General features: G+C 67.7%; 2 pseudogenes. Both read left to right on the plus strand.

Features of this window, described 5'->3' with window-relative positions:
- A pseudogene (locus tag MTY59_RS28055) lies at positions 1 to 2,491 on the plus strand (amino acid adenylation domain-containing protein); the annotation flags it as partial.
- Between the two features lie 194 nt (positions 2,492 to 2,685).
- Positions 2,686 to 15,425, plus strand: a pseudogene (locus MTY59_RS27795) (amino acid adenylation domain-containing protein); the annotation flags it as partial.
- Positions 15,426 to 15,443: the final 18 nt, after the last annotated feature.

Genomic DNA, 15,443 nt, shown 5'->3' on the forward strand with positions numbered 1-15,443 from the left:
AGTTACGTATTGCTAAGGTTAACCTGGTAACTGGGACACAAGACTCCAGCACCTTGTCGATTCCGGTGGTGTTCGCCGAGCAGGTGGCCCGCAACCCGCAGGCGATCGCGGTCCGCGCGGGGGGCCAGTCGATGACCTATCGGGAACTGGATGCGGCGGCCAACCGGTTAGCGCATCGGCTGGCTGGCCGCGGGGTGGGCCCGGGCCAATGTGTGGCGCTGCTGCTGGAGCGTTCCGCCGAGGCGATCGTGGCGATTTTGGCCGTGCTCAAGACCGGGGCCGCCTACCTGGCGATCGACCCCCGCCGTGCCCGCCGCGCGGCTGCGGTTCGTACTCGCCGATGCCGCACCAGCAGTAGTGCTGAGCAGCACCGCACTGTCCGCCCGCCTGCACAGGGTGGACGTGGCGGTCCTCGACCTGGCCGATCCCGGGCTTGACGCCCAGCCCGACACCGGATTGCCCCCGCCGCACCCGCACGACATCGCGTATCTGATCTACACCTCGGGCACCACCGGCACCCCCAAAGGCGTGGCCATCACCCACCACAACGTGACCGCGCTGCTGGCCCACCCCGATGCCGGGCTGCCCACCCCCGGCGTATGGACCCATGCCCACTCGCTGGCCTTCGACGTCTCGGTGTGGGAGATCTTGGCCCCGCTGCTACGCGGGGGCCGGCTGGTGGTGGTCGACGAGACAGTGGCCGCCTCCCCCCCCCCAGAGCTGCACCAACTGCTGGTCGCCGAAGGCGTCAGCGTGTTGACCCAAACCCCCCTCGGCCGCAGCGATGCTCTCCCCACACGGGCTGGAGACCACCACACTGGTGACCGTCGGAGAAGCCTGCCCCCCTGCCAGTCGTCCACCAATGGGCCCCCGGGCGGGTGATGCTCAACGCCTACGGCCCCACCGAAACCACCATGTGCGTGACCATCAGCACCCCCCTGACCGCCGCCACCCCCGTGGTGCCGATCGGCGCCCCGGTCCCCGGGGCCACCCTGCACGTCCTGGACCCCTGGCTACGCCCCGTCCCGATCGGGGTGATCGGCGAGCTCTACATCGCCGGGGCCGGGGTCGCGGTGGGCTACCTGGGCCGACCCGCACTCAGCGCCACCCGCTTCATCGCCAACCCCTACGGCCAACCCGGGGCCCGGATGTATCGCAGCGGGGACCTGGTGCGCTGGGGCCCCGATGGCCAACTGCACTACCTCGGACGCGCCGACGAACAAGTCAAGATCCGCGGCTACCGCATCGAACTCGGCGAAATCCACACCGCGCTAAGCGCACTCGACGGCGTCGAGCAAGCCGTCGTCATCGCCCGCCACGACCACCCCGGCCACCCCCGCCTGATCGGCTACATCACCGGCACCGCCAACCCCACCCACGCACGCACCCAACTCGCCGAACAACTCCCGGCCTACATGATCCCGGCCGCCATCATCACACTCGACACCCTGCCGCTAACCCCCCCAACGGCAAACTCGACACCCACGCCCTGCCCGCACCCGACACCCCCAGACCTGCACGACTACCAAGCCCCCAACACCGTCCTCGAAGAAATCCTGGCCACCATCTACGCCCAAGTCCTCGGACTCGACCAAGTCAGCATCAACGACTCCTTCTTCGACCTCGGCGGGGATTCGCTATTGGCCATGCGTTTGTCTGGGGCGATCAACACAACACTGGATGCCGACGTTTCGGTCCCGACCGTGTTCGACGCGCCCACGGTTGCCCAGTTGGTAGGCCATATCGGCGTGGGTTCGCGGCGGCTGCAACCCTTGGTGGCAGCAGAGCGGCCAGCGGTGGTGCCGTTGTCGTATGCCCAGCAGCGGTTGTGGTTTGTCGACCAGTTGCAGGGACCCTCCCCGGTGTACAACCTGGCCGCGGCATTGCGGTTGAACGGGCGCCTCGATACCGACGAATTGCGCGCGGCGATGGCGGATGTGGTCGGCCGTCATGAAAGCCTGCGCACGCTGCTTGCCGCGCCCGAGGGGATCCCCCCAGCAGCTAGTACTGTCGCCCGAGCGAGTCGACTTCGGTTGGGATCTTGTCGATGCCACCAGCTGGTCGGCGGATCGGTTGGAGGAGGCCATCGGCGCGGCAGCGCGTCGCGGTTTTGACCTGGGAACCGAAATCCCTTTGCGCGCAACACTTTTCTGCGTCGCCGAGGAAGAACATGTGCTGGTGGCCGTGGTCCACCACATCGCTGCCGACGGCTGGTCAATCGGCCCGCTGATCAGGGATCTGGGTGTGGCCTACTCCAGTCGGTGTGCCGGGCAGCCCCCTGGCTGGGCGCCGCTGCCGGTGCAGTACGTCGATTACACACTGTGGCAACGAGCGCAGCTGGGAGACCTCGACGACAGCGACAGCCCCATCGCCGCGCAACTGGACTACTGGGAGCAGGCCCTGGCTGGGCTGCCCGAGCGGCTGCAGCTGCCCACCGATCGGCCCCTACCCGCCGGTGGCCGATCAGCGCGGGTCCAACGTCATCGTGGATTTTCCGGCCGAGCTGCAGCAGCAGGTTGCACGATTGGGCCGCGAGCACAATACAACCAGTTTCATGGTGATTCAGGCCGCCGTGGCGGTGCTGTTGTCGAAGGTCAGCGCCAGCCCCGAGGTGGCCGTCGGGTTCCCCAATCGCCGGACGACGCGACCCCGCACTGGACGAACTGGTGGGTTTTTTTCATCAACACCTTGGTGCTGCGCGTCGACGTGTCGAAGGACCCCACCACCGCCGAACTGCTGGACCAGGTGCGCAGACGCAGCCTGGCCGCCTACGAACACCAAGACGTGCCCTTCGAAGTGCTTGTGGAGCGACTCAATCCGTCAAGGTCGTTGGCTCACCACCCGCTGATTCAGGTGATGGTCGGCTGGCAGTTCGCCGGCGATAGCGATCCCGCGGCGGAGCTGGCATTGGAGGGCCTGCAGGTCACGTCGCTACCGGTGAACACCCGCACCGCCCGGATGGATCTGGCGTTCTCCTTGGCCGAACGCTTCACCGAGGGCGGTGACCCCGCCGGGATCGGCGGAACGGTGGAGTTTCGCACCGATGTGTTCGACGCGGCCAGCGTCCACGCGCTGGTCGGGCGCTTGGAGCGGGTGCTGGTGGCGATGACCGCCGACCCGGCGCAAAGGATTTCGTCGATCGATGTACTCGACGAGGGTGAGCACGCCCGCCTCGATGAACTCGGCAACCGTGCGGTACTGACCCAGCCCGCAACCGAAGCATCGATTCCGGCTGTGTTCGCCGAGCAGGTGACCCGTGCCCCCGATGCAGTGGCGGTGACCTTCGAGGGTCGCTCCCTGACCTACCGCGAGCTTGATGCGGCCGCCAACCGGTTGGCGCATCTGTTGGCGGGCCACGGCGCCGGCCCCGGTCAGTCTGTGGCACTGCTGTTTTCGCGGTCGGCTGATGCGATCGTGGCGATTTTGGCCGTGCTCAAGACCGGGGCGGCGTATCTGCCGATGGATCCGGCGCTGCCGGCGGCCCGGATCGAGTTCATGGTCGCCGATTCCGGACCGATCGCTGCGATCACCACGGCGTGCCTGCGCTCCCGGTTCGATAAGTGCGAGCTGGCCGTTTTCGATTTCGACGACCCTCGCGTCGATTCCCAACCCAATACCGCCTTGCCGAACCCGGCCCCTGATGACCTGGCACACATCGTTTACACCTCTGGCACAACCGGGGTGCCCAAAGGTGTGACCGTCACGCACCACAACGTCACTCAGATGTTCGACGCACTGGATATCGGGGTGGAGTTGGCACCCCACCAGGTGTGGACGCAGTTTCACTCCTACGCCTTCGATTTCTCGGTCTGGGAGATCTGGGGTGCGTTGCTGTTTGGCGGGCGGCTAGTGGTGGTGCCTGACTCGGTGGCGCGCACACCGGAGGACTTCCACGCGATGCTGGTCGACCAGCAAGTCACCGTGTTGACCCAGACCCCGTCGGCGGTGGGGATGCTTTCGCCGCAAGGGTTGGAGTCGGCGGCGTTGGTGATCGGTGCGGAACCCTGCCCCGTCGAGTTGGTGAACCGGTGGGCGCCGGGACGCGTGATGGTCAACGTGTACGGCCCGACCGAGACGACGATGTGGGCGTCCAAGAGTGCACCTCTGGCGGCGGGGTCGGGGCCGCCGCCGATCGGCTCGCCGATTGCGTGGGCGGCCTTCTTTGTGCTGGATGCCTGGTTGAACCCGGTGCCGGCCGGAGTGATCGGCGAGCTGTATCTGGCGGGCCGCGGGGTGGGCGTTGGGTATGTGCGCCGGGCCGGGTTGACCGGGTCACGCTTCGTGGCGTGCCCGTTCGGCGGGCCGGGGACGCGGATGTATCGCACCGGAGATCTGGTCCGCTGGGGCCCCGATGGGCAGCTGCACTACCTTGGACGCGCCGATGAACAAGTCAAGATCCGCGGCTACCGCATCGAACTCGGCGAAATCCAAACCGCGCTAAGCGCATTGGACGGCGTCGAGCAAGCCGCCGTCATCGCCCGCGAAGACCGCCCCGGCGACAAACGCCTAGTCGGCTACATCACCGGCACCGCAGACCCCCACCCAGGCGCGGACCGCCCTGGCCGAGCGGCTACCGGCCTACATGATCCCGGCGGCGGTGGTAGTCATCCAGGCGCTGCCACTGACCCCCAACGGCAAACTCGACACCCGCGCCCTGCCCGCGCCGGAATACACCGTTGGTCCCTATCGGCCTCCGGGCAGCGCCATCGAGGAGATCCTGGCCGGCATCTACGCCCAGGTGCTGGGGCTCGACCGGGTCGGCATCGACGACTCCTTCTTCGACCTGGGCGGCGACAGCATCTTGTCGATGCAGGTAGTGGCCCGCGCCCGGGCGGCGGGGCTGATCTGCCGCCCCCCGCGACGTCTTCGTCGAGCAGACCGTGGCCCGGCTGGCCCGGGTGGCCACGGTCGCCGACGGCATCGCCGGGGTGGTCGATGAGGGTGTCGGGCCGGTGATTGCGACTCCGATCATGTGCTGGCTGCGGTCCGTGGACGGCCCGATCGATGAGTTCAACCAGACCATCGTCATGTCCGCCCCCGTCGGGGCCACCGAGTCTGACGTCGTGGCGGTGCTGCAGGCGTTGCTGGACCGGCATGCCATGTTGCGGCTGCGCGTGGATAGCGACGGCGCCGACGGCTGGTCGCTGTGGGTGCCCAATGCCGGGTTGGTCGATGCCGGCGCATGTCTGCAACGGGTCGACGTGCTCTCGGATGATGCCCTGGTGGCGGCCCGGGCCCGGCTGAACCCGGCCACCGGCAGCATGCTCAGCGCGCTGTGGGTAGCCGACACCGGCCAGTTGGCGATGATCATTCACCACCTGGCCATCGACGGGGTGTCCTGGCGAATCTTGCTCGAAGACCTCAACATCGCCTGGGCCCAACACCACAGCGGCCAACCGATCGCCCTACCACCAGGCGGCACCTCGTTCGTCCGATGGTCAACGCTGCTCGACCAGCACGCCCGCCACCCCCACGTCGTGGCCCACGCCGACACCTGGAAACAGCTGACCGCGACCCCGGCCAGGCTGCCCGCCGTGCAAGCAGCAGTGGATACCTACGCCAGCGCCGGACAGCTCACCGCGCAGCTGGACAGCGAGCTCACCCGCATGCTGCTCGGCGAGGTGCCCGCAGCCTTCCACGCCGGCGTGCAAGACATCTTGTTGATCGCCTTCGCGATGGCACTCGCCCAGTTCTTGGACACCGGCGACACCCCGATCGGCATCGACGTCGAAGGCCACGGCCGCCACGAGGAACTGGCCGCCGAGGTCGACCTGTCCCGCACCGTGGGATGGTTCACCACCAAATACCCAGTGTCCTTGACCGTGGCCGGGCTGCCCTGGACCCAAGTCCTGACCGGCGCACCCGCGCTGGGCGCGGTGATCAAGGACGCCAAAGAACAGCTGCGCACCCTGCCCGACCCGCTGTCCTACGGCCTGCTGCGCTATCTGAACCCCGACGTCGAGCTGCCCCACCGCGACCCGCCGATCGGATTCAACTACCTAGGACGGCTAGGGGCTGCGGCCACCGAGCTTTCCGAGGAGCTGTGGCGGATCAGCCCCGACGGCGTCTCGCTGACCGGTGTCACCGCGGCGGTGCCGCTGCCGCTGGCGCACACCGTGGAACTCAACGCCGCCACCGAAGACACCGCCACCGGCCCCCTGCTCCACGCCACCTGGACCTGGGCACCCTCGGCACTGGACCACACCCAGGCCAACCGCCTGGCCGAACTCTGGTTCGACGCCCTGACCGGCATCTGCGCCCATGTGCGCGCCGGAGGAGGCGGCCTGACCCCCTCCGATATCGCCCCAGCCCGGCTGACCCAACACCAACTCGACCAACTGCACCAGCAATATGCAATCGCCGACGTGCTGCCACTCACCCCACTACAGGAAGGGCTGCTCTTCCACGCCAGCACGGCGCACGCCAACGACGACGTCTACGCGGTGCAGTTGGACATCACCTTCAGCGGCGTTCTTGACCTGCACCGGCTGCGCCACGCAATTCACTCCGTGATCACTCGCCACCCGAACCTGGTGGCCCGGTTCCACAAACAATTCGACCTGCCGGTGCAGGTCATCCCGGCCGACCCCGCGCCGGTGTGGCGGTATCTCGAACTAGACGCGGGTGATGTCGATCTTGATGAGCGGGTTCAACGGGTGTGCGCTGCCGAACGCGCCGCCGTGTGTGAGCTGGCCGACGAACCGGCTTTTCGTGCCACGGTGATCCGTACCGACGAAGGTCGGCATCGGTTTGTGCTGACCTTCCACCACATCGTGATGGACGGCTGGTCGCTGCCGATTCTGCTGGGCGAGATCTTCGCCGGCTATTACGGGCAGCATCTACCCGCACCCGCGCCGTATCGCAGCTTTGTCAGCTGGCTGGCCGACCGCGACCTCCACGCCGCCGAGACGGCCTGGCGCGCAGTGCTCGACGGCTTGGACACCCCCACCCTGGTCGGCCCGCCGAATCGGCCGGGGCTCGGGCGTCGGGGCGTGGAATCGATTCGGGTGTCCGCCGAAACCTCCCGGGCGATCAGCGAACTGGCCCGCTCATCCCACACCACCGTCAACACCGTGTTGCAAGCCGCGTGGGCCCAACTGCTGATGTGGCTGACCGGCCAGCACGACGTCGTATTCGGCACCACCGTCTCGGGAAGACCGGCCGAAGTGATCGGCGCGGACTCCATGGTGGGCCTGTTCATCAACACCGTGCCGGTCCGAGCGCATATCACCGCGGCCAGCACCACAACCGACCTGCTCGACCAAATGCAAACCGCCTACAACGACACACTGGACCACCAACACCTGGCACTAAACGAAATCCACCGAATCACCGGCCACGACCAGCTGTTCGACACCCTGTTCGTGTACGAAAACTATCCGGTCGACACCGCCGCGTTCTCCGGCATCGACGGGTTGGGTATCACCGAGATCCACGGTCGCGAATCCACCCACTATCCGTTGACGATGGCGGCCCGGCCGGGCAATGAACTGGAGCTTCGCGTCGAATTCGATACCGATGTGTTCGCGGCGGACAGCATCGACGCGCTGATCCAACGATTGCTGCGGTTGTTGGTGGCGATGAGCGCCGATCCGGGGCAGCGACTTTCGGCGGTAAATCTGCTCGACGAGGCCGAGCACGCCAGGCTGAATGAGTTCGGTAACCGCGCGGTGCTGACCCGGCCTGCGCTCCCCGCGGTGTCGATTCCCGAGTCGTTCGCCGAACAGCTGGCCCGCACCCCCGAGGCGGTAGCGGTGACCTTCGGCGGCAACTCAATGACCTACCGCGAACTCGACCAAGCCGCCAACCGGCTGGCGCACCTGCTGGCCGCCCATGGCGCCGGCCCGGGACAGTGTGTGGCGCTGCTGCTTTCGCGTTCCGCCGACGCGGTGGTGGCGATGCTGGCGGTCTTGAAGACGGGGGCGGCCTACCTGCCGATCGACCCCGCGCTGCCGGCGGCGCGCATCAGATTCATGATCGGCGATGCTCAGCCGATTGCCGCGATCACCACCGCCACGCTGCGCCCCCGGCTGAACGAGGGCGACGTCACGGTCATCGACGTCGACGATCCCCGAATTGCCACGCAACCCAGCACGGCATTGCCGGGGCCCGATCCCGACGAAACCGCTTACCTGATCTACACCTCGGGCACCACCGGCGTGCCCAAAGGCGTGGCCGTCACCCACCGCAACGTGACCCAGCTGATGACGTCACTGGACACCTGGACGGCATCGAAACAGGTGTGGGCGCAGTGGCATTCGCTGGCGTTCGATGCCTCAGTCGAGGAGATCTGGGGTGCGCTGCTACAAGGTGGGCGGCTGGTGGTGGTCCCCGAGTCGGTGGCCGACTCACCGGGTGACTTCCACACCTTGCTGGTTGCTGAGCGGGTCAGCTTCCTAAGCCAAACCCCTTCTGCGGTGGCGGCACTGCCCGTGGAGGGGCTGGACGCGGTGTCATTGCTGGTGGCCGGTGAGGCGTGTCCGGCCGAGGTGGTCGATCGGTGGGCGCCGGGTCGGGTCATGGTCAACGCTTACGGCCCCACCGAGACCACGGTGTGTGCGTCCAGGACTGCGCCGTTGACGGCCGGGGCGGGGGCGCCGCCGATCGGTGCGCCGGTGCCCACCGCGGCTTTGTTTGTGTTGGACGGGTGGCTGCGCCCGGTACCGATCGGGATGGTCGGTGAATTGTATGTGGCCGGCGGCGGCGTCGCTGTCGGGTATGTGCGCCAAAGCCCTTTAACGGCTTCGCGATTCGTGGCGTGCCCGTTCGGCGGGCCGGGGACGCGGATGTATCGCACCGGAGATCTGGTCCGCTGGGGCCCCGATGGGCAGCTGCACTACCTCGGGCGCGCGGACGAACAGGTCAAGATCCGCGGCTATCGCATCGAACTCGGCGAAATCCAAACCGCGCTAAGCGCATTGGACGGCGTCGACCAAGCCGCCGTCATCGCCCGCGAAGACCGCCCCGGCGACAAACGCCTAGTCGGCTACATCACCGGCACCGCAGACCCCACCCAGGCGCGGACCGCCCTGGCCGAGCGGCTACCGGCCTACATGATCCCGACCGCGGTGGTCACGCTCGACGCCCTCCCACTCACCCCTAACGGCAAACTCGACACCCGCGCCCTGCCCGCTCCCGAATACACCGGGAGCGGGTATCGCGCCCCGGGTGATCCGGTCGAGGAGATCCTGGTCGATATCTACGCCGACATGCTGGGTGTGCGGCGGGTAGGTGTCGACGACTCGTTCTTCGATTTGGGCGGGGATTCGCTGTCGGCGATGCGCCTGATCGCGGCGATCAACGCCTGCCTGGACGCCGATCTTTCGGTGCGTACCGTGTTCGACGCGCCCACAGTGGCTCAGCTGGCCCCACGTATCGGTATCGGCGGAGGCGGGTTAGAGCCGTTGGTGGCCGTTGCCCGTCCGCACGACGTGCCGTTGTCGTTTGCCCAATCCCGGTTGTGGTTCCTGGATCAGTTACAAGGCCCCTCTCCCGTCTACAACATCGCGGTGGCGCTGCGGTTGGGCGGGAACCTCGATGCCGAGGCGTTGGGCGCCGCACTAGCCGACGTGGTGGGCCGCCATGAGAGCCTGCGCACCCTGGTCGCCGCCCCCGGGGGGATTCCTCAGCAGCTGGTGCTGCCGGTCGAGCGGGTTGAGGTGGATTGGCAGATCGTTGAAGCCGGCAGCTGGGCGCCTGCCCGGCTGGATGATGCTTTGCAGGACGCGGCGCGCCATCCTTTCGATTTGGCAACCGAGATCCCTTTGCGAGCAACGCTTTTCCGCCTCGCCGAGGACGAACATGTGCTGGTGGCGGTGGTCCACCACATCGCCGGCGACGGCTGGTCGATAACCCCGCTGGCACGCGATCTGGGGGTGGCCTATGCGGCCCGGTGCAGCGGGCAAGCCCCGCAATGGGCGCCCCTGCCGGTGCAGTACGTCGATTACACGCTGTGGCAGCACTCCCAATTCGGAGATCTGGCCGATGGCCACAGTCGCATCGGTGCGCAGCTGGCCAGTTGGTTGCGGGAGCTGGCCGGGCTGCCCGAGCGGCTGCAGTTGCCCACCGATCGGCCCTATCCGTTGGTGGCGGATCAGCGCGGCGCCAGTGTGGCGCTGGAGTGGCCCGCAGCGGTGCAGCAGCGAGTGGCCACGTTGGCCGCCGAGCACAACGCCACCAGTTTCATGGTGGTGCAAGCCGCTTTGGCGGTGCTGCTCGCCAAACTCAGTGCCAGTTCCGATGTGGCGGTAGGGTTTCCGATCGCGGGGCGGCGTGATCCCGCGCTGGACGAGTTGGTGGGATTCTTCGTCAACACCTTGGTGCTGCGCGTCGAGTTGGGCGGTGATCCCACCGTGGCCGAGGTGCTGGCCCAGGTGCGAGCCCGCAGCCTGGCCGCCTACGAAAACCAAGACGTGCCCTTCGAAGTCCTTGTGGACCGCCTGAATCCGACCCGCAACCTGACCCATCACCCACTCGTGCAGGTCGTGTTGGCCTGGCAGAACTTCGCCGGGGACCCGGCCGCCGAGCTGAGCTTGGGTGATCTGGAGGTCACCTCGTTACCGGTGAACACCCAAACCGCACGCATGGACCTGACACTCTCACTGGCCGAACGCCGGACCCAGGCCGGTGCGCCCGCCGGAATAAGCGGAGCGGTCGAGTTCCGCACCGATGTCTTCGACCCCGACACCGTCGAGGCGCTCATCGCACGGTGGCAGCGGGTGTTGATGGCCATGACCGCCGACGCCAACCGCACGCTGTCATCGATCGACCTGCTCGACGAGCCTGAGCATGCCCGGCTGGCAGAGTTGGGTAACCGGGCGGTGTTGACCCGGCCGGCCGTCCCGACGGCGTCCATACCGATGTTGTTCGCCGAACACGTGGCCCGCACACCCGGGGCGGTGGCGGTCACCGCCGAGGGCCAGGCGATGACCTACCGCGAGCTCGATCAGGCCGCGAACCGGTTGGCGCATTTGTTGGCGGCCCACGCCGTGGGGCCGGGTCGGTCTGTGGCGCTGCTGTTTTCCCGTTCGGCCGAGGCGATCGTGGCGATCCTGGCCGTGCTCAAAACCGGGGCGGCGTACTTGGCGATCGACCCGGCGGTCCCCGCGGCGCGGATGCGGTTCGTGCTCAGCGACGCCGCGCCGGCGGCGGTGCTCACTACCGCCGAGCTATCTGAGCGGCTCGACGGGTTTGACGTGACGGTCATCGAGGCCGACGATCCCCGCATTCCCACCTACCCCAGCGCCGCCCTGCCGGCGCCGGGCCCGGACAACATCGCTTACCTGATCTACACATCGGGCACCACCGGTGTGCCCAAAGGCGTTGCCATCACTCACCACAACGTGACCCAGCTGTTGGCGTCACTGGACGCCGGGCTGCCCGCGCCGGGCGTGTGGACGCATAGTCACTCGTTGGCCTTCGACGTCTCGGTGTGGGAGATCTTCGGTCCGCTGCTGCGCGGTGGACACCTGGTGGTCGTACCCGAGCCGGTGGCCGGCTCACCGGACGACTTTCACCAGCTGCTGGTCGCTGAGCAGGTCAGCGTGCTGACCCAGACCCCCTCGGCGCTGGCGATGCTGTCCCCGCAGGGATTGCAGTCGACGGCGGTGGTGATGGTCGGTGAGGCCGGCTCGCCTGAGGTGGTGGACTGCTGGGCGCCGGGACGGGTGATGGTCAACGCATACGGCCCCACCGAGACGACGATGTGCGTGGCGATCAGCGCCCCGCTGGTAGTGGGTGCCGGAGTGGTGCCCATCGGTGCGCCGGTCGCCGAGGCGGGGTTGTTTGTGCTGGACGGGTGGTTGCGGCCGGTGCCCGCCGGGGTGATCGGCGAGCTGTATGTGGCCGGCGCCGGCGTGGGGGTCGGATATCTCGGCCGGGCCGGGTTGACCGGGTCACGCTTCGTGGCGTGCCCGTTCGGCGGGCCGGGGACGCGGATGTATCGCACCGGAGATCTGGTCCGCTGGGGCCCCGATGGGCAGCTGCACTACCTCGGACGCGCCGATGAACAGGTCAAGATCCGCGGCTATCGCATCGAACTCGGCGAAATCCAAACCGCGCTAAGCGCATTGGACGGCGTCGACCAAGCCGCCGTCATCGCCCGCGAAGACCGCCCCGGCGACAAACGCCTGGTCGGCTACATCACCGGCACCGCAGACCCCACCCAGGCGCGGACCGCCCTGGCCGAGCGGCTACCGGCCTACATGATCCCGGCGGCGGTGGTAGTCATCCAGGCGCTGCCACTGACCCCCAACGGCAAACTCGACACCCGCGCCCTGCCCGCTCCCGAATACACCGGGAGCGGGTATCGCGCCGCGAGTGACCCGGTCGAGGAGATCCTGGCCCGCATCTACGCCGACGTGCTGGGCGTGGACCGGGTGGGCGTCGATGACTCCTTCTTCGACCTGGGCGGCGACAGCATCTTGTCGATGCAGGTAGTGGCGCGGGCCCGGGCGGCCGGGGTGTTGTGTCGGCCGCGCGACATCTTCGTCGAGCAGACCGTGGCCCGGCTGGCCCGGGCGGCCACAGTGGCCGTCGACGTGGATAGACCGGACGATACGGGTATCGGCGCGGTGACCGCGACGCCGATCATTCACTGGCTGCAGTCAGTGGACGGCCCGATCGACGAGTTCAATCAGACGGTAATAGTGCGGGCACCGGTGGGAGTCACCGAGTCCGACGTCGTGGCGGTGCTGCAGGCGTTGCTGGACCGGCATGCCATGTTGCGGCTGCGCGTGGACGGCGACGGCGCGGGGGGCTGGTCGCTGTGGGTGCCCGAAGCCGGTGCGGTGGACGCGGCCGCGACTCTGCAGCGGGTCGACGTGCTCTCCGCTGAGGCCCTGGCGGCGGCCCGGGCCCGGCTCAACCCGGACACCGGCTCCATGCTCAGCGCCTTATGGGTGGCCGACACCGGCGAACTGGCCGTGATCATCCACCACCTGGCCATCGACGGGGTGTCCTGGCGAATCTTGTTGGAAGACCTCAACATTGCCTGGGCCCAGCACCACAGCGGCCAACCGATCGCCCTGCCGACGGGCGGCACCTCGTTCGCGCGATGGTCGGCGCTGCTCGCCGAGCACGCGCACGCCGCGACGGTGGTCGACCTTGCGAGGCCATGGCGGCAGGTGGCCGCCGCGCCGGCGCTATTGCCGGCGGCGCAACCCGCGGTCGATACCTATGCCAGTGCCGGGCAGTTGTCGGTGCAGCTGGACACAGAGACCACCCAAATCCTGCTCGGCGAGGTGCCCACAGCGTTTCATGCCGGCATTCAGGACATCTTGCTGATCGGGTTCGGGATGGCGGTGGCGGAGTTCTTGGGCACCGGCGCCGCGCCGATCGGGATTGACGTCGAAGGCCACGGCCGCGACGAGGAACTGGCCGCCGAGGTCGACCTGTCCCGCACCGTGGGGTGGTTCACCACCAAATACCCGGTGTCGTTGACCGTGGGCGGGCTTCCCTGGTCGCAGGTGCTCTCCGGTGCGCCCGCGCTGGGCGCGGTGATCAAGGACGCCAAAGAACAGCTGCGCACCCTGCCCGATCCATTGACCTACGGTCTGTTGCGCTATTTGAACCCCGAGGTCGATCTGCCCCACTCCGATCCGCCGATCGGATTCAACTACCTGGGACGGCTGGGGGCCGCGGCCGCCGAGCTTTCCGAGGAGCTGTGGCGGATCAGTCCGGACGGTAAGTCGGCGGCCGCGGCGGCCGTGGCCATACCCATGCCGCTTGGGCACACCGTGGAACTCAACGCGGTCACCGAGGACGCCGACACCGGTCCCCTGCTACACGCCACCTGGACCTGGGCGCCCTCGGCACTGGATCACACCCAAGTCAACCGCCTGGCCCGGCTGTGGTTTGACGCCCTGGCCGGCATCTGCGCCCATGTGCGCGGCGGTGGCGGCGGGCTGACCCCGTCGGACATCGCGCTTGCCGGGCTGAGCCAGCAACAGATCGACGAGCTGGAGCGCCAATATGCGGATCGCTGACGTTTTGCCTTTGACTCCCCTCCAGCAGGGGGCTGTTCTTTCATGCCAGCACCGCACAGGGTCACGGCGACGATGTTTATGCGTCTCAGCTAGACATCACCGTGACCGGCACGCTCGACCCGGACCGCCTGCGCGAAGCGGTACAGACCGCGATCGACCGGCATCCCAACCTGGCGGCTCGCTTCTTCGAACGGTTCGGGGAGCCGGTTCAGATCATCCCGGCCGATCCGGCGCCGGGGTGGCGGTACGCCGACCTCGCCGCCGGGGACGGCGAATCCGGCGTCGATGAGCATTTCCGGCAGATTTGCGCAGCCGAACGCGCCGCGGTGTGCGATCTGGCTGGAGGGCCGGCCTTCCGGGTGGCCGTGATCCGCACCGCCGCCGAGCAGTACCGGTTGGTCCTGACCAACCATCACATCGTGCTCGACGGCTGGTCGCTGCCGATCCTGCTGCAGGAAATCTTCGCCGCCTATTACGGACAGCGACTGCCCGCGGCCGCGTCGTATCGGGAGTTCGCCGCCTGGCTCGCGACGCGTGACCTGGAAGCCGCCCACACCGCTTGGCGTTCGGTGCTGGCCGGCTTTGACACGCCCACCCTGGTCGGCCCGGCGAATCGGTTGGGGCTCGGTCGTCGCGGGGTCGCCTCATCGCGGCTATCCCTCCACACCACGCAATCGCTAAGCGAACTGGCCCGCTCTCGCCACACCACCGTCAACACCGCGCTGCAAGCCGGTTTTGCACAACTCCTGACATGGCTGACCGGCCAGCACGACGTCGTGTTCGGCACCGCAGTCTCGGGTAGGCCGGCCGAGCTGGTCGGTGCGGAATCGATGGTTGGCCTCTTCATCAACACCGTGCCGGTGCGGGCGCGTATCACACCGGCCAGCACCACCGCCGACCTGCTCGATCAGATGCAAACGGCCTACGCCGACACGCTGGAACACCAGCATGTGGCACTCAGCGAGATTCACCGAATCACCGGTCAGGACAAGCTGTTCGACACCTTGTTCGTGTTGGAAAACTATCCCGTCGACACCGCGACCCTGTCCGGCGGCGACCACCAGCTGGCCATTACCGAGTTCACCGGCCGCGAGTACAACCACTACCCGCTGACGGTGCAAGCCACCCCCGGGCCGCCAACTGGGGCTGCGCGCCGAGTACGACACCGACGTGTTCGACGCCGACAGCATTCAGGCGCTGATCGACCGGTTTGAGCGGGTGTTGGTGGCGATGACCGCTGACCCGAACCAGCGGCTGTCGTCGATTGATCTGCTCGACGCCGGTGAGGTTGCCCGGTTGGACGCGGTCGGCAACCGCGCCGCGTTGACCCGATCGGGGCCGCCGCCGATGTCGGTTCCAGCGCTGTTCGCTGAACAGGTGGCCCGCGCTCGGCAGTGCGAGTGGAGGTGCTGGAGTCTTGTGTCCCAGTTACCAGGTTAACCTTAGCAATACGTAACT

The sequence above is a fragment of the Mycobacterium senriense genome (assembly GCF_019668465.1).
GTDB lineage: Bacteria > Actinomycetota > Actinomycetes > Mycobacteriales > Mycobacteriaceae > Mycobacterium > Mycobacterium senriense.